A 19,622-nucleotide genomic window follows, 5' to 3' on the forward strand; every position below is an offset into this window, starting at 1 on the left:
TGGAACTTCACCGGCCTTGACAGAGGGACATCCGCGGTAGGATGTCCTTCCGTTCTGATCGGGGCGGGGTAGCTCAGTCGGTAGAGCAAGCGGCTCATAATCGCTGTGTCGTCGGTTCAAGTCCGGCCCCCGCTACCAACCCGCTGACCCCTGAGGCCCAGTACTCAGGGGTCGTTGTGGGTCTCCAGCAGTGTTCAACTGCGCCCAGGTAATGTCTCCAGCGAGAAAGGCACTCCGAAGTGGCTGCCACAGACGTGAGGCCGAAGATCACCCTGGCCTGCCAGGAGTGCAATCACCGGAACTACATCACGCGCAAGAACCGTCGGAACACCCCCGACCGTCTGACGATCAAGAAGTTCTGCCCGAACTGCCGCAAGCACAACGACCACCGCGAGACCCGCTAGGTTCTCCAGGTCCGTCGTCCCCGGCAGGGAGCGGTCGGCTTCTCGTAGACTCCAGCCCGGTGAGCACTTCGCTCACCGGGCTTTTGTTATTGCTGACACGGGCGGCGGGCGCAGGCCCCGGCCGGTTCGTGAGCGCACACCGCACAGGAGAGACAGAGCGTGGCGATCAACCCTGACTACCTCGGCCGGGAGTACCCCGCGCCCGAGGCCTACGAGGTGACGCGCGGCAAGATCCGCGAGTTCGCCGAGGCGATCAACGACCTCAACCCGGTCTACCTCGACCGTGCCTCCGCCAAGGCCCTCGGGTACGCCGACGTCATCGCCCCGCCCACCTTCCCGGTGATCCTCGGCATGGCCGGTTCCGCGCTGGCCCTGTCCGACCCGGACCTCGGGGTCGACTTCTCCCGGGTTGTCCACGGCGACCAGAGCTTCCGCTACAGCCGTCCGCTCCAGGCGGGCGACGTCCTGAGCACGGTCACCCGCATCACCGACATCAAGGCGCTGGGCGGCAACGAGCTCATCACCATGGAGACGGTGGCCGAGGCGGCCGACGGCGAGCACGTGGTGACGGCGGGCATGATGCTCGTCGTCCGGGGTTCCTAGGAAGCGGGGAAGACAGTGAACAGGATCAAGCACGCCGACGTCGAGGTCGGCACCCAAATCCCCGAGCGGACCTTCCCGGTCCGCCGACTGGACCTGGTCCGCTACGCGGGCGCCTCGGGTGACTTCAACCCGATCCACTGGAACGAGCGGTTCGCCAAGTCGGTCGGGCTTCCCGACGTGATCGCGCACGGCATGTTCACGATGGCCGAGGCGGGCCGGGTCGTCACCGACTGGACCGGGGACCCGGGCAGCGTCGTCGACTACGCGGTGCGCTTCTCCGCGCCGGTGGTCGTCCCGGACGACGACCAGGGCGCCGAGATCACCGTCAGCGGCAAGGTGAAGGCCAAGAACGACGACGGCACCGTCACCGTTCTGCTCACCGCCCGCTCCGGCGGCGCCAAGGTCCTGGCCAAGGCCTCGGCCGTGGTCCGTCTGGCCCCGTAGCCCGGCCGCACCGGCCCGCCCGCACCCGCGTTCGTTCTCTCCGCAAGAGGTATGCCCCGTGTCCACGATGCTCGCCGACCACACCACCCTCGGCCTGGGCGGCCCCGCCAAGGCCTTCCGGACCGCCAGCTCCACCGACGAGCTCGTCTCGTTCGTCAGGGAGGCCGACCGCTCGGGTGAGCGCGTGCTCGTGCTCGGCGGAGGCAGCAACCTGGTCGTCGCGGACGACGGGTTCCCCGGCACGGTGGTCCTGGTGGCCTCCCAGGGCGTCACCACGGCGCCGGGCGGCACGGACCCGGAGACGGGTGAGGAGGTCGTCCTGCTGAGGGCGGACGCGGGCGTGGAGTGGGACCCGCTGGTGGAGCGGACCGTGGCCGAGGGGCTCAACGGCGTCGAGTTCCTGTCCGGCATCCCCGGCCGGGTGGGCTCGACCCCCATCCAGAACGTGGGCGCCTACGGCCAGGACGTGAGCCAGACCGTCCGCGAGGTGCTGGTCCTGGACCGCGCCTCCGGCGAGCTGGTCACGCTCTCCAACGCCGACTGCGGCTTCACCTACCGGGACAGCGCCTTCAAGGGGCACGACCGGTACGTGGTCTGCGAGGTCGTCTTCGAGCTGCGCCGGGGACCGCTGAGCCGCCCCGTCCGCTACGCCGAGGTGGCCCGCGCCATGGGCGTGGACGCGGGGGAGAGGGTGCCCCTGGAGCGGGCGCGCGAGGTCGTCCTCGGCCTGCGACGGGGCAAGGGCATGGTGTTGGACCCCGCCGACCCGGACACCCGCAGCGCGGGCTCGTTCTTCACCAATCCGGTGCTGTCGCCCGAGGAGTACGCGGCCTTCCGCGAGCGCGCCGTCGCCCGTCTGGGCGCGGACGCGGAGGTACCCGGGCACCCCGACGACGCCGGGAACGTGAAGCTCTCCGCGGCCTGGCTGATCGACCGGGCCGGGTTCACCAAGGGGTACGGCGACGGCCCCGCCCGCATCTCGGGCAAGCACACCCTGGCCCTGACCAACCCGGGCGGTGCCACCACCGCCGACCTCCTGGACCTGGCCCGCGAGGTGCGGTCCGGGGTCGAGGCGGCCTTCGGGGTGCGGCTGGTGAACGAGCCCGTGATGCTCGGCGTCAGCCTCTGAGACCCCCGGTCACCACCCGTACGGCGACAGCGCTCCCTCGAACTCCTTCACACGGTCGGCGCACATCTGGTCGAGCCCGATGACGAGGAGTCCGGGGTCGCCGCCCTGGTCCATGTAGTCGTCGACCCAGGCGTCAGCGCTGTCCGCCGCGCACGCGGACTCGGTGGCTCGGGTGACGGCGTCCATGTCGGTCACCCGCTCGCCGTAGGTCTCGATCGTCTCCCGGTGCGCGTTCTGGTCGTAGGGCTCTCCGGCGCAACCGACCAGGAACAGCGCGGCCGTGAGCGCGCTCACGGCGAGGGGTGTCTTGCGGACCACGTGGGAGCTCCTCGTGTCGGGGAATGTGTCCCCTAGACGCGTGAGACAGGATGCCGGTTGCCACGAAACTCCTGGTCAGTGGGGTGTCACCACTGGTGACTGTTCGGCCAAGAAATAAGTTGGGCGCCGCCAACTCCGTTGTCTGGCCTTCCTGATAAAACAATTAGCGCAGTCGACAAATTGCCATGTGAATTCGTTCTGGTAATGTCGTGACTGTCGAAGGGGAGTAGTCCCCAATGTGCGCGGTCGACATACTGGACACGTCGTCCCGGCCGTGTGAGCCCAGCTCAGCGGGCGGACGAGACCTTTGACCCGGTAGGAATCGACCGGGTTGAAGGGGCGTTCTCCGCCTCCTTCTGCCCATCACGGACAGCGGGAGAACCATGTCAGCATTTCTCGTCGGCCTCGGCGTGAGCGCCGGTGCCATCTTCATCGCCGAAATGGGCGACAAGACCCAGTTGGTCGCCATGTCCCTGGCGACCCGCTACCGCGCCCTCACCGTCATCCTCGGCATCACCGTCGCCACCGCCGTGGTGCACCTGGGCAGCGTGTTCATCGCCGAGGTCCTCGGCGCGGCCATCCCCACCGACTGGCTCACCCTCGCGGCCGGGGCCGCGTTCCTCGTCTTCGGGCTGTGGACGCTGCGCGGCGACGAGATGACCGACAAGGACGAGGAACGCGCCGCCTCCCGCCGCATCCGGTCCGGCTTCATGACCGTGTTCGTGGTCTTCCTCGTCGCCGAGCTCGGCGACAAGACGATGCTCGCCACCATCACCGTGGGTACGCAGTACCACTGGCTCCCGGTGTGGCTGGGCTCCACCGTCGGCATGGTCGCCGCCGACGCCATCGCGATCGCCATCGGCGCCGTGCTCGGCAAGAAGCTTCCGGAACGCGCCATCCGGATCGGCGCCGCCGTACTGTTCTTCGTCGCGGGAGTCGCGATGCTGGGCCAGGGCGCCTGGATGGTCCTGGCCTGAGCGCCCCCACCGGGGGCGCCGCCATCCGGTCACGCCTTCACCCGGTCAGGCCTCCACCGGCTCCGGCTCCCCCGCCAGCCAGTCGTCCACCCCGGCGAGCAACTGCTTCTTCAGGGAGTCGGGGGCGCCCGAGCCGCGAACCGACATCCGGGCCAGGTCGGCCAGCTCGGTGTCGGTGAACCCGAACACCTCCCGGGCGATCCGGTACTGCTCCACGAGGCGGGGGCCGAACAGCAGGGGGTCGTCGGTCCCCAGGGCGATCGGGGCCCCGGCCTGGTAGAGCCTGCGCAGCGGGACGTGGCCGAGCTCCTCGAACACGCCCAGGCCCACGTTGGAGGTCGGGCAGACCTCCAGAGTGACCTCCTGGGTCGCGATGCGCTCCAGCAGGTACGGGTCCTCCACGGCGCGCACCCCGTGCCCGACGCGGTCGGCGTCCAGTTCGTCCAGGCACTCCCGGACACTGCGGGGCCCGTTGAGCTCCCCGCCGTGGGGCGTGGAGAGCAGGCCCGCGCGCTTGGCGATCCTGAAGGCCGCCTCGAACTCCCGGGCCCGGCCCCGGCGCTCGTCGTTGTTCAACCCGAAGGAGACCACCCCGCGCCCGGCGTACTGCGCCGCCAGGCGGGCCAGCGCCCGGGCGTCCAGCGGGTGCCGGGTGCGGTTGGCGGCCACCATGATGCCGATCGCCACTCCGGTCTCGCGTTCGGCGACCCGGGCGGCGTCCAGGATCAGCTCCAGGGTCGCGGTCAGCCCGTCGAAGAGCGACGCGTACCCGCTGGGGTCCACCTGGATCTCCAACCAGCCCGAGCCGGCGGCGCGCTCGTCCTCGGCGGCCTCCAACAGCAGGCGGTGGATGTCCTCCGGGCGGCGCAGCACCGAACGCGCGACGTCGTAGAGGCGCTGGAAGCGGAACCAACCGCGTTCGTCGGTGGCCCTGAGCTTGGGCGGCCACTCCTTGACCAGGGCCTGGGGCAGGTGCACGCCGCGCTCCTCGGCCAGCTCCACCAGGGTGCCGTGGCGCATCGATCCGGTGAAGTGCAGGTGCAGGTGGGCCTTGGGCAGCCGATCCAGTCGGCGAGCGGTGGTCGGTGTCTCCATGAACCAAGCCTGCCGTATCGGGGGCACCGGGCGTGCCAGGAATGACCAACACCACAGCACGAGGCGCGTCGCGGCGGCGGGGCGGGAGGGGCCCGGCGGATACCAGGGAGGGGCACCGGCGCGCGGACGGCGGGATACCGGTTTGTCCACCGCCGTGCCGAGGGCGTACACTCTTCCGCGTCGGCCGGTCGCCGTGCGGGCGTCACATTCCGCCAGGGGTGTGCGACAGCACTCAGGACCGGCTATGGTGGGGAACGCAGTTTCCGCTAAGGGCAGTGGCTCAATTGGCAGAGCACCGGTCTCCAAAACCGGCGGTTGGGGGTTCGAGTCCCTCCTGCCCTGCAAGTCCGCGCGTGGTCGGGGTGGCGTGTACGCCGCCCCGGCCGCGAGGGCGACGGAACTACGGGGATACGAAGCAACCCGCGACCCTAAGGACCCCAGGTGACTCAGACTGACGCCGACGCGAAGCCCGACAAGGAGCCGAAGCGTCGTACCGGTCCGGTGACGTTCACCAAGCAGGTCGTCGGAGAACTCCGCAAGGTTCGCTGGCCCACGCGCAAGGAGCTGGTCACCTACACCATCGTCGTGATGGTGTTCGTCGTGATCGTCCTCGCCTACGTCTCCCTTCTCGACTTCGCCTTCGGCGAGGCCGTGACCTGGCTCTACGGCACCTTCGGCCGTCCCGCCGGCGCCTAGCCCCGGCCCTCCCGGCGCCCCGTGGGCGCCGCTCGACGGTGGCCGTGTCCACCCTCACCCGGTTCCTCCCGGTCGGCTCCGTCCGGCCACGCTCGTCCGCGCGTTGGTCCCGCCTCGCCCGGAGAGACCGTAAGCTGGCAGGACTGGGTTCGACGCACGGCCCGTTTTCGGTGTGCGTCGCACGCACTAGCGCATCCGACGAGAGAAAGAGCAGCCGTGTCCGAGTCCCCACTGACCTCTGACGACTTCCCCGAAGAGGAGCCGGATCAGTCGTCGGCGGAAGAGACCGGCCTGGCGGGCGAGCTGTCCGAGGAAGCGGTCGAGCCGACCGACGCCGACAGCCCGGAGCTGGCCGGCGAGGCCGACGAGAGCACCGAGGACGCCGACGAGGCCGACGCGGAGCCCGAGCTGCCCCGTCTCGACCCCGTCGAGGAGTTCCGCAACGAGCTGGTCCTGCTGCCCGGCGACTGGTACGTCGTGCACACCTACGCGGGCTACGAGAAGCGGGTCAAGGCCAACGTCGAGAGCCGCACCCAGTCCCTCAACATGGAGGAGTACATCTTCCAGGTCGAGGTGCCCGAGCACGAGGTCACCGAGGTCAAGAGCGGCAAGCGCCAGCAGGTCACCGAGAAGGTCCTGCCCGGCTACGTCCTCGTCCGCATGGACCTGACCGACGAGTCCTGGTCGGCCATCCGCAACACCCCCGGCGTCACGGGTTTCGTGGGCCTGTCGAACAAGCCCGCCCCGCTGAGCCTGTTCGAGGTCGCCAAGCTCCTGGCGCCCGAGCCGGAGGTGGAGCCCGAGCAGGCGCAGCAGGCCAAGGCGTCCGGCGGCGGCTCCGAGACCCGCTCCGACGTGGCGTACGAGGTCGGCGAGTCCGTCACCGTCATGGAGGGTCCGTTCGCGACCCTGCCCGCCACCGTCAGCGAGATCAACGCGGACACCCAGAAGCTCAAGGTGCTGGTGTCGATCTTCGGTCGCGAGACCCCGGTGGAGCTCTCGTTCAACCAGGTCGCCAAGATCTGATCCCCGTGGGGCCTTCCCCACGACCCGCCCGGACCACTGTCCGGGCGACGTAGACTTGGTGGGTCCGTCCTTCGCGGGACGGGCCCACTGTCGCGCTGTCCCGCCCGGGTGCGAACCCGGGCGGAACGCGCTCCGGTCCGTCCGGTCCCGACGGTCCGTGACACCGTGCCTCCGGCACGGACAGCCTCCTTCGGCAGCGGTTCCACCGCGGTCCCCGTGGCCCGTGGCTCCGTGGGGGAGGCAGGGACGGCACACAACGCAGATCAGGCAAAGGACCCGATATGCCTCCGAAGAAGAAACTTGCCGCACTCGTCAAGGTGCAGCTGCCCGCCGGTCAGGCGACCCCGGCGCCGCCCGTCGGTACCGCGCTCGGTCCGCACGGCGTCAACATCATGGACTTCTGCAAGCAGTACAACGCTGCTACGGAAGCCCAGCGCGGCAACGTCATCCCCGTCGAGATCTCCATCTACGAGGACCGTTCCTTCACCTTCGTCACCAAGACGCCCCCGGCGCCTCGGCTGATCCTGAAGGCCGCCGGGCTGGACAAGGCCGCCACCGACCCGGGTCGCAGCACCGCCGGTTCGATCACCGCCGACCAGGTCCGTGAGATCGCGCAGACCAAGCTGCCCGACCTCAACACCGACGACATCGAGGCCGCGTCCAAAATCGTCGCCGGCACCGCCCGCTCGATGGGCATCGAGGTCAAGTAGCTCCCCTCGGGGTAGCTCGACGGCAAGAACCACCGTGGCAGGGCCAGGCGCTGGCCCTAGGACCACACGTTCCCGTAGGAGAACAGCGTGAAGCGCAGCAAGAACCACCGCAAAGCAAACAACCTGGTGGACCGCGACCGGCTCTACAGCCCCGCCGAGGCTCTGAAGCTGGCCAAGGAGACCACCTCCGTCAAGTTCGACGCGACCGTCGAGGTCGCCCTGCGTCTGGGCGTCGACCCGCGCAAGGCCGACCAGATGGTCCGCGGCACCGTGAACCTGCCGAACGGCACCGGCAAGACCGCTCGGGTCCTGGTCTTCGCGACCGGTGAGCGTGCCGAGCAGGCTCGTGCCGCTGGCGCCGACATCGTCGGCGACGACGACCTGGTCGAGAAGGTCCAGAACGGCTTCCTCGACTTCGACTCCGTCGTGGCCACCCCGGACCTCATGGGCAAGGTCGGCCGTCTGGGCCGCGTGCTCGGTCCGCGTGGCCTCATGCCGAACCCCAAGACGGGCACCGTCACCCCGGACGTGGCCAAGGCCGTGACCGAGATCAAGGGCGGCAAGATCGAGTTCCGCGTGGACCGTCACGGGAACCTGCACTTCATCATCGGCAAGGTCTCGTTCGACGAGCCCAAGCTGCTGGAGAACTACCAGGCCGCGATCGACGAGGTCAACCGCCTCAAGCCGTCCGCCGCCAAGGGCCGCTACATCAAGAAGGCCGTGGTCACCACCACGATGGGCCCGAGCATCCCGCTCGACGCCTAGGGTCTTCGCGGTCCTCGTGTGACACACGAACGGCCCCCGCCTCCTCAGGGAGAGCGGGGGCCGTTTCGCGTGTGCGGCGGTTACACGGTGCCGATCTCGTCCTCGGACGGGAGGTCGAAGGCGGTCGATCCGATGGCGGAGAACTCCATCGCGATGTCGGCCTCGTCGTCGGAGAACTCCATGCGCATCGGGAAGCCGTCTCCGTCGATCCACAGGGTGACGTCGAGCGTCCCGGCGATGTCGCTGCCGACCAGGTCCTTGACCGCGCGGGCCTGCTCGGGGTCGAGCTCGGCCAGGTCGTCGTTGGTCATCGAGCCGGACACCACCGTGGTCTCGACCCCGTCGACCTCCTCGGTACCGGTCTCCTCGGCCTGCTCCAGGGCGGCGAACGCGCCGGCGAGCTCGGGCAGGGACTCGATGTCGAAGAACTCGTCCGGGTCCTGGTCCATGCTGGCCTCGTCGGTACGGAGCCAGGGGCTGTCGCCCTGGAGGCCGTGCTGGTCGGCGACCAACGGGTCCTGGCCGGGCTGGAGGATGACGATGAAGGTGCCCAGGTCGTCGGCGGTGACGCCCTCGGGGGCCTCGCCGCCGAGGGACATCAGCTCCAGCATCATCTCGCCGAGGAACGGCATGGACATGGTGGTCTGGACGGCCTCGGGGTCGTCCATCACCTCGTAGACCATGTCCATCGAGATGTCGCCCAGCTCGGGGTCGGGCATGTTCAGGTCGAGGCTGAGGGTGTAGTTGGTGATGTCGTCGGTGTTGTCACCGAGGCTGCTGAGCAGCTCCTGGAGACCACCCTTCTCCTCTGTCTCCTCGGAGGCCTCGACGGTGGTCTCGTCGGCCGCGTCGTTACCGCAGGCGGTGAGGGCGAGGGCCAGGGACAGGGAACCGGCGGCGACCACGGCCGGGGTGCGCGTCTTCACGGGGGATCATTCACTTTCTCGGTGGAGGAGGACCCGGGCGCTTCATGGAGCGGGACGCCCTTCGACCTAGATCTTTCCACCTTCGACGGACAATCCGGACCCGCGGTTCCCGGTGGGGCTCATGTCGGCACGGATTCACTGATCTCGTCGCCGTTGGGGACGTGGAAGGAGGTCGCGCCCCGGTCGCTGAACTCCAGCCACAGCGAGGAGGTGGGGCCCGAGGACTCCAGGCGGACGGGGAAGCCCTCGGAGTCCACCCAGACGGACACGTCGAGGCGTCCGGAGCCCTCCTCGCCCAGCATCGGGCCGACGACGGCCCGCCCCTGCGGGTCGGCGCCGTCCGCGAGCGCGGGCAGCACACCGTGGAGCGGGAGCGTCCCCGTGCCCGCGACGGTCTCGGCGGGGCCCGGTTCGACCCCCTCCATCCCGGAGAGCAGCGCGACCACCTCGGCCACGGAGCCGAGGTCGAACACGTCGGTGGGGGAGGGGGAGGGTACGAGCGCGTCACCCCTGACCCAGTCGGTCGGGGCTCCCAGCACACGCCCGGGGTCGTGCAGGAGGGCCTGGCCGTCCTCGGGGCGGACCACCACCAGTTCGGGACTGCCGGGCGTGCTCAGCGTGGCTCGCACGGCCGCGGGGGACGCCGACACCTCGTAGGTGAGCAGGGTCGCGGTACCGCCCTCCGGCCCCGTGCCGACACCGATGTCGAGGGTGTAGTCGTCGGCTCCCGCCACGGTGTCGGGCAGGACGGCGAGCAGCGCCTCGGTGTCGGCCTCCTCGTACCAGGGCCGGTCGGCCCCGGGGAACAGGGCGCAGCCGGGCACGGCCAGCGTCGCGGACAGGGCACAGGTCAGGAGCAGGGCGGAACGGGGGGATTCCACGGTGGGGACTCCTCAGGCGCGGGGCTCGGGCCCCCATGCTGTCACCTCGCCGCCCGGCGGGTGAGCAGTGGTGGCGATCACGTGGTGCGGGTGCCTCTCGGGGGCCGAGCACTCCGGACGTCGGCTACGATTGGTACTTGCCGAAGACCGCTGGTCGTCACCCGCTCGGGTGACCCAAGGACCCATTGATGGGCGCCCGCGCAGGTGTCACCAGAGCTTTCCCGTTCCGGGGCGTGCACGTCACGTACTGAGAACGCGGTCGTGCCCCGTGCGCCTCGCGCTCGGGGCTTTTTCTCGTGCTGACGCCGATCATGGAGCCCTTGGGAATCAACCAGCGTTCACTGTTGGAAGGAGTCCCATGGCGAGGCCGGACAAGGCAGCCGCGGTCGCCGAACTCACGGACGAGTTCCGTGAGTCGAACGGCGCCGTGCTGACCGAATACCGGGGGCTCACTGTCGCGCAGATCACTGAACTGCGCCGCAGCCTCGGTCAGACAGCGCGTTTCCGCATCGTCAAGAACACGCTGACCAAGATCGCGGTCAAGGAGGCCGGCGTCGACGAGCAGATCAACGATCTGCTCGAGGGCCCGTCCGCCATCGCCTTCGTCCACGGGGACGTTGTCGAGGCCGCCAAGGGTCTGCGTGACTTCTCGAAGGCGAACGCGCCGCTGGTGATCAAGGGCGGCGTCATCGACGGTAAGTCGATGAGCGCCGAGGACGTCACCAAGCTGGCCGATCTGGAGTCCCGAGAGGTTCTCCTCTCGAAGCTGGCCGGTGCGCTCAAGGCCAAGCAGGGCCAGGCCGCCGCCGTCTTCCAGGCGCTCCCGTCCAAGACTGTGCGTCTCGCGCAGGCCCTGGCGGACAAGCGTTCCGAGGAAGCCGCTTAAACCCCATGAACCACGGCGGGTGCCCCCGGCGCCCGGCCACTGGCTCGCACGATGCGCCACTGGGCGCGCGTGTCGTTAGAGAAAGAGAGATCGCATCATGGCGAAGCTCAGCAACGAGGACCTGCTTGCCGCGTTCGAGGAGATGACCCTCCTCGAGCTCTCCGAGTTCGTGAAGCTGTTCGAGGACAAGTTCGACGTCACCGCCGCCGCCCCGGCCGCCGTCGTCGCCGCCGGCCCCGCCGGTGCCGCCCCGGCCGCCGAGGAGGAGAAGGACGAGTTCGACGTCGTCCTCGAGTCCGCTGGCGACAAGAAGATCCAGGTCATCAAGGAGGTCCGCGGTCTCACGAGCCTGGGCCTCAAGGAGGCCAAGGACCTCGTCGACAACGCCCCGAAGGCTCTCCTCGAGGGCGTCAACAAGGAGGCCGCGGAGAAGGCCAAGGCCGCCCTTGAGGGCGCTGGCGCCACCGTCACCCTCAAGTAGTCCTCCGCGGGCGCCAGTCGCCCGCTGGTCTGCGTGAAGCGGCCGTTCCTCCTTTGGGAGGGGCGGCCGCTTTCTCGTGTCCGGAGACGGCCCGGGGGATTCGGTCCTGCGGAAAACCGAGGGTTCCGGCCAGGGGTCCGGAACCCGGGCCGCCACGGGCGCGAACCACGGACCGACGTCCCGTATGTCGTGTACGACGCCGTGTCTGAACCGTCGTGAGCTGGGCGGTGTGCGAAGCTGGGGCGGTTCGCGGGCGTGAACCCCGAGTGCGCGTGTGCGAACTGTCCCCGGGACGCGATAATCTCCCGTCCCGGGAATCTTGAAGGCCTCCGGAGAGAGTGTTTACCCGCCTGGGGCGGGGGAATCCTCTCGGGTGTCCGTTGGCTCACATCCCCCGTGGGGCCAGGGCAGGCGCACTGTTTCACCCTGATGGTCCAGGGCCTACCCCCGGGGATGCGAGCGGTGGCGGTACGGCCGTCGCCCGGGTACGACCCGGGGCCGTCGGCTCCCTCCGGGGGCGCGGGTGGGCGCACGCCGGGCTTGACGGATCGCCCTCCAGGGGTGATCCTGCCGGTGTCGTGAGTGGCGCTGTGGACCGTGAGTGGACAGCGGTGTGGTGTTCGGCTACACTGCTCTTTTGCGCTGCCCTTTGGTGATCCCTGTGTCGGTGTACGGCTTCCGCATCCCATTTCTCTGGTTCCGGAAGGCCCGTCACCCGCTCGATGTGACCGTCTCAACCGCGTTGCGGCGGTCCCTCTCGTGACGGATCGTCTGGCGTGCGCGCTTCAACCGCCACAAGCCTTCGGAAGGACCCCTGTTGGCAGCCTCGCGCAACGCCTCCGCTAACGCCCTTGGTCCGCACCGCGTTTCTTTCGCCCGTATCCAGGAACCCCTCGAGGTTCCGAACCTTCTGGCCCTGCAGACCGAGTCGTTCGACTGGCTGCTGGGCAACGACACGTGGAAGACCCGGGTCGAGACGGCCCGCAACGCCGGCCGCAAGGACGTTCCGGAGCAGTCCGGTCTCGAAGAGATCTTCGAGGAGATCAGCCCGATCGAGGACTTCTCGGGCACGATGTCCCTTTCGTTCCGTGACCATCGGTTCGAGCCGCCCAAGTACTCCGAGGAGGAGTGCAAGGACAAGGACATGACGTACTCCGCCCCGATGTTCGTCACGGCGGAGTTCATCAACAACGACACCGGTGAGATCAAGAGCCAGACGGTGTTCATGGGCGACTTCCCGCTCATGACCGTCAAGGGCACCTTCATCATCAACGGTACCGAGCGCGTCGTCGTGTCCCAGCTCGTCCGCTCCCCGGGTGTGTACTTCGACAAGTCCGTCGACAAGACCTCGGACAAGGACCTCTTCGGCTGCAAGGTCATCCCGTCCCGCGGCGCCTGGCTGGAGTTCGAGGTCGACAAGCGCGACTTCGTCGGCGTCCGCATCGACCGCAAGCGCAAGCAGGGCGTCACCGTCCTGCTCAAGGCGCTCGGCTGGACCACCGACCAGATCCTTGAGCGCTTCGGCCAGTACGAGTCGATCCGCAACACCCTGGAGAAGGACCCCACCGCCGGTACCGACGACGCGCTGCTGGACATCTACCGCAAGCTGCGTCCGGGAGAGCCGCCCACGAAGGAGTCGGCCCAGGCGCTGCTGGAGAACCTGTACTTCAACCCCAAGCGCTACGACCTCGCCAAGGTCGGCCGGTACAAGATCAACAAGAAGCTCGGCCTCGACACCGACTTCACCCAGGGCACCCTCACCGAAGAGGACATCGTCGCGACCATCGACTACCTCGTGCGCCTGCACGCTGGTGAGGTCGAGAAGGAGACCGTCCTCGGCCTCCGCCCGGTCGAGACCGACGACATCGACCACTTCGGCAACCGGCGCCTGCGCACCGTCGGCGAGCTCATCCAGAACCAGGTCCGCCTGGGCCTGGCCCGCATGGAGCGCGTGGTGCGCGAGCGGATGACGACCCAGGACGTCGAGGCGATCACGCCGCAGACCCTGATCAACATCCGTCCCGTCGTGGCCTCCATCAAGGAGTTCTTCGGCACCTCGCAGCTGTCGCAGTTCATGGACCAGACCAACCCCCTCGCGGGCCTGACCCACAAGCGCCGCCTCTCGGCGCTGGGTCCGGGCGGTCTGTCCCGTGAGCGCGCGGGCTTCGAGGTCCGTGACGTGCACCCGTCCCACTACGGCCGCATGTGCCCGATCGAGACGCCCGAGGGCCCGAACATCGGTCTGATCGGTTCGCTCGCCGCCTACGGCCGCGTGAACTCCTTCGGCTTCGTCGAGACGCCGTACCGGAAGATCATCGACGGCAAGGTCTCCGACCAGGTCGACTACCTGACCGCTGACGAAGAGGACCTCTACGTCATCGCGCAGGCGAACACGCCGATGAACCCGGATGGGAGCTTCGCCGAGGCCGGTGTGCTCGTCCGCCGTAAGGGCGGGGAGTTCGAGCAGGTCAGCACCGACGAGGTCGACTACATGGACGTGTCGCCGCGCCAGATGGTGTCGGTCGCCACCGCCATGATCCCCTTCCTGGAGCACGACGACGCCAACCGCGCGCTCATGGGGTCCAACATGCAGCGCCAGGCCGTGCCGCTGCTGCGCGCCGAGTCGCCGTTCGTCGGCACCGGCATGGAGTACCGCGCCGCCACCGACGCCGGTGAGGTCATCCTCGCCGAGAAGGCCGGTGTGGTCGAGGACGTCACCGCCGACTACGTCACCGTGATGGCCGACGACGGCACGCGCAAGACGTACCGCATGGGCAAGTTCCAGCGCTCCAACCAGGGCACCTGCTTCAACCAGCGCCCCATCGTGCACGAGGGTCAGCGCATCGAGGTCAAGCAGGTCCTCGCCGACGGTCCGTCCACGGACCAGGGCGAGATGTCGCTGGGCAAGAACCTCCTCGTGGCGTACATGTCCTGGGAGGGCCACAACTACGAGGACGCCATCATCCTCAGCCAGCGCCTGGTGCAGGACGACGTCCTCTCCTCGATCCACATCGAGGAGCACGAGGTCGACGCCCGTGACACCAAGCTCGGCCCGGAGGAGATCACCCGCGAGATCCCCAACGTCAGCGAGGAGGTCCTGGCCGACCTCGACGACCGGGGCATCATCCGCATCGGCGCCGAGGTCGTCGACGGCGACATCCTCGTCGGCAAGGTCACGCCCAAGGGCGAGACCGAGCTGACCCCGGAGGAGCGCCTGCTGCGCGCCATCTTCGGTGAGAAGGCCCGCGAGGTCCGCGACACCTCTCTGAAGGTGCCGCACGGCGAGACCGGCAAGGTCATCGGCGTCCGCGTCTTCAGCCGCGACGAGGGCGACGAGCTCGCCCCCGGCGTCAACGAGATGGTCCGCGTCTACGTGGCCCAGAAGCGCAAGATCACCGACGGTGACAAGCTCGCCGGCCGTCACGGCAACAAGGGCGTCATCTCGAAGATCCTGCCCCAGGAGGACATGCCCTTCCTGGAGGACGGCACCCCCGTCGACATCATCCTCAACCCGCTGGGCGTCCCCGGCCGTATGAACGTCGGCCAGGTACTGGAGGTCCACCTGGGTTGGCTGGCCAAGAACGGCTGGCTGGTCGAGGGGGTCGAGGAGGAGTGGCAGAAGTCGCTGCACGCGATCGGGGCGGCCGAGGTCGAGCCCAACTCGCGCGTGGCCACGCCGGTCTTCGACGGCCTGCACGGTGACGAGCTGAGCGGCCTCATCCAGTCGGTCCGCCCGAACAAGGACGGCAACCGCCTCATCAACGAGGACGGCAAGGCCCGCCTGTTCGACGGCCGTACCGGTGAGCCCTTCGCCGAGCCGATCTCCGTCGGCTACAAGTACATCCTGAAGCTCCACCACCTCGTGGACGACAAGATCCACGCCCGTTCCACCGGCCCGTACTCCATGATCACGCAGCAGCCGCTGGGTGGTAAGGCGCAGTTCGGCGGCCAGCGGTTCGGCGAGATGGAGGTTTGGGCGCTGGAGGCGTACGGCGCCGCCTACGCGCTCCAGGAACTGCTCACCATCAAGTCCGACGACGTGGTGGGTCGCGTCAAGGTCTACGAGGCCATCGTCAAGGGCGAGAACATCCCCGAGCCGGGCATCCCTGAGTCCTTCAAGGTGCTCATCAAGGAGATGCAGTCGCTCTGTCTGAACGTGGAGGTGCTGTCCAGTGACGGTATGTCCATCGAGATGCGGGACAGTGACGAGGACGTCTTCCGCGCCGCGGAAGAACTGGGAATCGACCTGGGCAGGCGTGAGCCGAGCAGTGTCGAAGAGGTCTAACTTCCGCGGATTTCGAGAGCAGGGGACGAATTAAGTGCTCGACGTCAACTTCTTCGACGAGCTGCGGATTGGCCTCGCCACCGCCGACGACATTCGCCAGTGGTCGCACGGCGAGGTCAAGAAGCCCGAAACCATCAACTACCGAACCCTCAAGCCCGAGAAGGACGGACTCTTCTGCGAGAAGATCTTCGGTCCGACCCGGGACTGGGAGTGCTACTGCGGTAAGTACAAGCGCGTCCGCTTCAAGGGCATCATCTGTGAGCGCTGCGGCGTCGAGGTGACCCGTGCCAAGGTGCGCCGTGAGCGGATGGGCCACATCGAGCTGGCCGCTCCCGTCACGCACATCTGGTACTTCAAGGGCGTGCCCTCCCGCCTGGGCTACCTGCTGGACCTGGCGCCGAAGGATCTCGAGAAGATCATCTACTTCGCCGCCTACATGGTCACGTGGGTGGACACCGAGGCCCGTGAGCGCGACCTCCAGTCGCTGGAGGCGCGGATCTCGGTCGAGAAGCAGCACCTGGAGCAGCGCCGCGACTCCACCATCGAGGAGCGCCACCGCAAGCTCGAGGCCGACCTGGCCGAGCTCGAGGAGCAGGGTGCCAAGGGCGACGCGCGCCGCAAGGTGCGCGAGGGCGCCGAGCGCGAGATGCGTCAGCTGCGCGACCGCGCCCAGCGCGAGATCGACCGCCTCGACGAGGTGTGGAGCCGTTTCAAGAACCTCAAGGTCCAGGACCTCGAGGGCGACGAGATGCTCTACCGCGAGATGCGCGACCGCTTCGGGAAGTACTTCCGCGGCGGCATGGGCGCCCAGGCCATCCAGGACCGCCTGTCCAACTTCGAGCTGGACGAGGAGGCGGAGAAGCTCCGGGAGACCATCCGCACCGGCAAGGGCCAGAAGAAGGCCCGCGCCCTGAAGCGGCTCAAGGTCGTCTCGGCGTTCCTCAACACCACCAACAGCCCCATGGGCATGGTGCTGGACTGCATCCCGGTTATTCCGCCGGACCTGCGTCCGATGGTGCAGCTGGACGGTGGCCGCTTCGCGACCTCCGACCTCAACGACCTGTACCGCCGCGTCATCAACCGGAACAACCGCCTCAAGCGGCTGCTGGACCTGGGCGCGCCCGAGATCATCGTCAACAACGAGAAGCGGATGCTCCAGGAGGCCGTCGACGCGCTGTTCGACAACGGCCGCCGCGGTCGCCCGGTCACCGGTCCCGGTAACCGTCCGCTCAAGTCGCTGTCCGACATGCTCAAGGGCAAGCAGGGCCGTTTCCGTCAGAACCTGCTCGGCAAGCGCGTCGACTACTCCGGCCGTTCGGTCATCGTCGTCGGTCCGCAGCTGAAGCTGCACCAGTGCGGTCTGCCCAAGCAGATGGCCCTGGAGCTCTTCAAGCCGTTCGTGATGAAGCGCCTGGTGGACCTGAACCACGCGCAGAACATCAAGAGCGCCAAGCGCATGGTGGAGCGGTCCCGCCCCGTGGTGTGGGACGTCCTCGAAGAGGTCATCACCGAGCACCCGGTGCTGCTGAACCGCGCCCCGACGCTGCACCGCCTGGGCATCCAGGCCTTCGAGCCGCAGCTGGTCGAGGGCAAGGCCATCCAGATCCACCCGCTCGTGTGCACCGCGTTCAACGCGGACTTCGACGGCGACCAGATGGCCGTGCACCTTCCGCTGTCCGCCGAGGCCCAGGCCGAGGCGCGGCTGCTGATGCTCGCCACCAACAACATCCTCAAGCCGTCCGACGGCAAGCCCGTGACCATGCCCACCCAGGACATGATCATCGGCCTGTACTACCTGACGACGGAGCGCGCGGGTGCCCCGGGCGAGGGCCGTGCCTTCCGCTCGCCGGCCGAGGCCATCATGGCCTACGACCTGGGCGACCTCGACCTGCAGGCCAAGATCCGACTGCGTATCGCCGACGGCGCTCCCGCGCCCAAGGACTGGACGCCGCCGGAGGGCTGGGAGCAGGGCGACGTCTACGTCCTGGAGACCACGCTGGGCCGGTACCTCTTCAACGAGGCCACTCCGGTGGACTACCCGTACGTCAACTTCCAGGTGGGCAAGAAGCAGGTCTCGGTCCTGGTCAACGACCTCGCCGAGAACTACCCCAAGGTCCAGGTCGCCACGACCCTGGACGCCCTGAAGGACGCCGGTTACCGCTGGGCCACCCGGTCCGGTCTGACCATCGGCATCGAGGACGTCGTCGCGCCTCCGCAGAAGGCGGAGATCCTCGGCGGGTACGAGCGCAAGGCCGACAAGATCCAGCGCGAGTACGACCGCGGTCTGATCACCGACGACGAGCGCCGTCAGGAGCTCACCGAGGTGTGGACCCAGGCCACGGCCGAGGTCGCCAAGAACATGGAGGACAACTTCCCCGCCGACAACCCGGTGTGGATGATGGTCCAGTCCGGTGCGCGTGGTAACCCGATGCAGGTGCGCCAGATCGCCGGTATCCGTGGTCTGGTCTCCAACACCAAGGGTGAGACCATCCCGCGTCCGATCAAGTCCTCCTACCGTGAGGGCCTGTCCGTGCTGGAGTACTTCATCTCCACACACGGTCAGCGCAAGGGTCTGGCGGACACCGCCCTGCGTACCGCCGACTCGGGTTACCTGACCCGTCGTCTGGTGGACGTCGCGCAGGACGTCATCGTCCGCGAGATCGACTGCGGCACGGACCGTTCGCTCTGGCACGAGATCGGCGAGAAGAACGCCGCCGGTGTCGTCGTGCGCAAGCACAACGTCGAGAACACCGGTTTCGGTCGGACCATCGCAGAGGACACGCTGGACCCCGAGGGCAAGCTCGTCCTCCCGGCGCTGTCCGACACCTCCGAGCAGAACATCGACAAGCTGGTCGCCGCCGGGGTCACCCGGGTGCGTATCCGTTCGTCGCTCACCTGTGAGGCGAAGATCGGCGTCTGCACCACCTGCTACGGCCGCTCCATGGCGACCGGCAAGCCGGTGGACGTCGGCGAGGCGATCGGTATCATCGCGGCCCAGTCCATCGGTGAGCCCGGTACCCAGCTGACCATGCGTACCTTCCACATGGGTGGTTCGGCCGGTCAGGACATCACCCACGGTCTGCCCCGTGTCCAGGAGCTCTTCGAGGCCCGCATCCCCAAGGGTGTGGCCCCGATCTCCGAGATGGAGGGCCGGATCAGGGTCGACGACACCGAGAAGAGCCGGAAGATCGTCGTCATCCCCGACGACGGCACGGACGAGATCGCCTACCCGGTCCCGATGCGTGCGCAGCTCCTGGTGAGCGACGGCGACCACGTCAAGGTCGGCCAGCAGCTCATCCAGGGTGCGATCAACCCGCACGAGGTGCTGCGTATCCAGGGTCCGCGCGCGGTGCAGCAGCACCTCGTGTCGGAGGTCCAGGAGGTGTACAAGTCGCAGGGTGTGTCCATCCACGACAAGCACATCGAGATCATCGTCCGCCAGATGCTCAAGCGGGTGAACATCCTGGAGTCCGGTGACACCGAGCTCCTGCCCGGTGAGATGGTCGAGCGGCCGAAGTTCGAGCGGATCAACCGACGCGTCGTGTCCGAGGGCGGCCAGCCCGCCGCCGGACGTCCGGTGCTGCTGGGTATCACCAAGGCCTCTCTGGCCACGGAGTCCTGGCTGTCGGCGGCCTCCTTCCAGGAGACCACCCGCGTGCTGACGGAGAACGCGATCCACGGTAAGAGCGACCCGCTGTTGGGCCTCAAGGAGAACGTCATCATCGGTAAGCTCATCCCGGCCGGTACCGGTATTCCGCAGTACCGCAACATCCGGGTGGAGCCGACCGAGGAGGCCAAGGCCTCGATGTACTCGGTCTCCGGTTACGAGGAGCCCAGCGAGTACACCTTCGGTCAGGGATCGGGCGAGGCCGTCCCGCTGGAGGAGTACGACTTCGGTCCCTACAACCGGTAAGTCCAACCTGAACGTTGGTTGAGCTGACGGCGGTGGTCAGCCACCCCCATCACCGGGGGTGGCCCCGCCGCCGTTTCGTCGTT

General features: G+C 68.2%; 17 protein-coding genes and 2 tRNA genes. 15 read left to right on the plus strand and 4 right to left on the minus strand.

Annotation, left to right across the window (positions count from 1 at the left end; translation table 11 throughout):
• Positions 1 to 62: 62 nt before the first annotated feature.
• The 5 genes from ABZ635_RS07550 (at position 63) to ABZ635_RS07570 (ending at position 2,580) form a co-directional block, all read left to right on the plus strand.
• A tRNA-Met gene (locus ABZ635_RS07550) sits at positions 63 to 138 on the plus strand.
• Between the two features lie 101 nt (positions 139 to 239).
• Positions 240 to 404, plus strand: a complete 165-nt coding sequence (rpmG, locus tag ABZ635_RS07555) for a 50S ribosomal protein L33 (protein ID WP_026117477.1) — start codon at positions 240 to 242, stop codon at positions 402 to 404.
• Positions 405 to 563: 159 nt separating this feature from the next.
• Positions 564 to 1,007: a MaoC family dehydratase N-terminal domain-containing protein gene (locus tag ABZ635_RS07560; protein ID WP_357760454.1), complete on the plus strand. Its 444-nt coding sequence runs from the start codon at positions 564 to 566 to the stop codon at positions 1,005 to 1,007.
• Between the two features lie 15 nt (positions 1,008 to 1,022).
• Positions 1,023 to 1,451, plus strand: a complete 429-nt coding sequence (locus ABZ635_RS07565) for a MaoC family dehydratase (protein WP_357760457.1) — start codon at positions 1,023 to 1,025, stop codon at positions 1,449 to 1,451.
• Positions 1,452 to 1,509: 58 nt separating this feature from the next.
• Entirely contained in the window at positions 1,510 to 2,580 is a 1,071-nt protein-coding gene (locus ABZ635_RS07570) for a UDP-N-acetylmuramate dehydrogenase (RefSeq protein WP_357760460.1), read from the plus strand.
• Between the two features lie 9 nt (positions 2,581 to 2,589).
• Here the strand turns inward: ABZ635_RS07570 and ABZ635_RS07575 are convergent, their stop codons facing one another.
• A complete protein-coding gene (locus tag ABZ635_RS07575; protein ID WP_357760462.1) occupies positions 2,590 to 2,898 on the minus strand; it encodes a hypothetical protein in 309 nt (102 codons plus the stop codon).
• A 383-nt stretch (positions 2,899 to 3,281) separates the two neighbouring features.
• Here ABZ635_RS07575 and ABZ635_RS07580 point away from each other — a divergent pair, with 383 nt between their 5' ends.
• Positions 3,282 to 3,875, plus strand: a complete 594-nt coding sequence (locus ABZ635_RS07580) for a TMEM165/GDT1 family protein (protein ID WP_357760465.1) — start codon at positions 3,282 to 3,284, stop codon at positions 3,873 to 3,875.
• A 45-nt stretch (positions 3,876 to 3,920) separates the two neighbouring features.
• On the opposite strand, the gene ABZ635_RS07585 is transcribed toward ABZ635_RS07580, so the two are convergent.
• Complete coding sequence (locus tag ABZ635_RS07585; protein ID WP_357760468.1) at positions 3,921 to 4,970, minus strand: adenosine deaminase; 1,050 nt, start codon at positions 4,968 to 4,970, stop codon at positions 3,921 to 3,923.
• Positions 4,971 to 5,239: 269 nt separating this feature from the next.
• Between ABZ635_RS07585 and ABZ635_RS07590 the strand changes: the two genes are divergently transcribed.
• The 5 genes from ABZ635_RS07590 (at position 5,240) to rplA (ending at position 8,167) form a co-directional block, all read left to right on the plus strand.
• Positions 5,240 to 5,312 (plus strand) — tRNA-Trp (locus ABZ635_RS07590).
• A gap of 99 nt (positions 5,313 to 5,411) precedes the next feature.
• Positions 5,412 to 5,666 (plus strand): preprotein translocase subunit SecE, encoded by a 255-nt coding sequence (gene secE / locus ABZ635_RS07595; protein ID WP_049569206.1) that lies wholly within the window; start codon positions 5,412 to 5,414, stop codon positions 5,664 to 5,666.
• 216 nt (positions 5,667 to 5,882) lie between these two features.
• A complete protein-coding gene (gene nusG, locus ABZ635_RS07600) occupies positions 5,883 to 6,692 on the plus strand; it encodes a transcription termination/antitermination protein NusG (protein WP_357760472.1) in 810 nt (269 codons plus the stop codon).
• 281 nt (positions 6,693 to 6,973) lie between these two features.
• The gene (gene rplK / locus ABZ635_RS07605; RefSeq protein ID WP_357760475.1) at positions 6,974 to 7,402 is read left to right on the plus strand and encodes a 50S ribosomal protein L11; all 429 of its coding nucleotides are present in this window, start codon (positions 6,974 to 6,976) and stop codon (positions 7,400 to 7,402) included.
• Between the two features lie 87 nt (positions 7,403 to 7,489).
• Positions 7,490 to 8,167 (plus strand): 50S ribosomal protein L1, encoded by a 678-nt coding sequence (gene rplA, locus ABZ635_RS07610; RefSeq protein WP_357760478.1) that lies wholly within the window; start codon positions 7,490 to 7,492, stop codon positions 8,165 to 8,167.
• A gap of 80 nt (positions 8,168 to 8,247) precedes the next feature.
• On the opposite strand, the gene ABZ635_RS07615 is transcribed toward rplA, so the two are convergent.
• Positions 8,248 to 9,093, minus strand: a complete 846-nt coding sequence (locus tag ABZ635_RS07615) for an LppX_LprAFG lipoprotein (RefSeq protein ID WP_357760481.1) — start codon at positions 9,091 to 9,093, stop codon at positions 8,248 to 8,250.
• A gap of 119 nt (positions 9,094 to 9,212) precedes the next feature.
• Positions 9,213 to 9,974: a hypothetical protein gene (locus tag ABZ635_RS07620; protein ID WP_357760484.1), complete on the minus strand. Its 762-nt coding sequence runs from the start codon at positions 9,972 to 9,974 to the stop codon at positions 9,213 to 9,215.
• A 358-nt stretch (positions 9,975 to 10,332) separates the two neighbouring features.
• Here ABZ635_RS07620 and rplJ point away from each other — a divergent pair, with 358 nt between their 5' ends.
• The 4 genes from rplJ to ABZ635_RS07640 all read left to right on the plus strand — a co-directional run bounded on the left by rplJ (position 10,333) and on the right by ABZ635_RS07640 (position 19,539).
• The gene (rplJ, locus tag ABZ635_RS07625; protein ID WP_357760487.1) at positions 10,333 to 10,860 is read left to right on the plus strand and encodes a 50S ribosomal protein L10; all 528 of its coding nucleotides are present in this window, start codon (positions 10,333 to 10,335) and stop codon (positions 10,858 to 10,860) included.
• Between the two features lie 97 nt (positions 10,861 to 10,957).
• Complete coding sequence (rplL, locus tag ABZ635_RS07630; RefSeq protein ID WP_357760489.1) at positions 10,958 to 11,341, plus strand: 50S ribosomal protein L7/L12; 384 nt, start codon at positions 10,958 to 10,960, stop codon at positions 11,339 to 11,341.
• Positions 11,342 to 12,158: 817 nt separating this feature from the next.
• Positions 12,159 to 15,626 carry a DNA-directed RNA polymerase subunit beta gene (gene rpoB, locus ABZ635_RS07635; RefSeq protein ID WP_357760492.1) on the plus strand — a complete coding sequence of 1,156 codons (3,468 nt, stop codon included), beginning with the start codon at positions 12,159 to 12,161 and terminating at the stop codon, positions 15,624 to 15,626.
• Between the two features lie 34 nt (positions 15,627 to 15,660).
• Positions 15,661 to 19,539: a DNA-directed RNA polymerase subunit beta' gene (locus ABZ635_RS07640; protein WP_357760495.1), complete on the plus strand. Its 3,879-nt coding sequence runs from the start codon at positions 15,661 to 15,663 to the stop codon at positions 19,537 to 19,539.
• Positions 19,540 to 19,622: the final 83 nt, after the last annotated feature.

The organism is Nocardiopsis sp. NPDC007018 (genome assembly GCF_040635075.1).
Lineage (GTDB): Bacteria > Actinomycetota > Actinomycetes > Streptosporangiales > Streptosporangiaceae > Nocardiopsis.

Bases quoted from the DNA above. Each gene is read 5' to 3' on its own strand.
- ABZ635_RS07580 (WP_357760465.1), top strand. From the start codon at position 3,282: ATGTCAGCATTTCTCGTCGGCCTCGGCGTGAGCGCCGGTGCCATCTTC.
- ABZ635_RS07585 (WP_357760468.1), bottom strand. From the start codon at position 4,970: ATGGAGACACCGACCACCGCTCGCCGACTGGATCGGCTGCCCAAGGCC.
- rplK (WP_357760475.1), top strand. From the start codon at position 6,974: ATGCCTCCGAAGAAGAAACTTGCCGCACTCGTCAAGGTGCAGCTGCCC.
- rplJ (WP_357760487.1), top strand. From the start codon at position 10,333: ATGGCGAGGCCGGACAAGGCAGCCGCGGTCGCCGAACTCACGGACGAG.
- rplL (WP_357760489.1), top strand. From the start codon at position 10,958: ATGGCGAAGCTCAGCAACGAGGACCTGCTTGCCGCGTTCGAGGAGATG.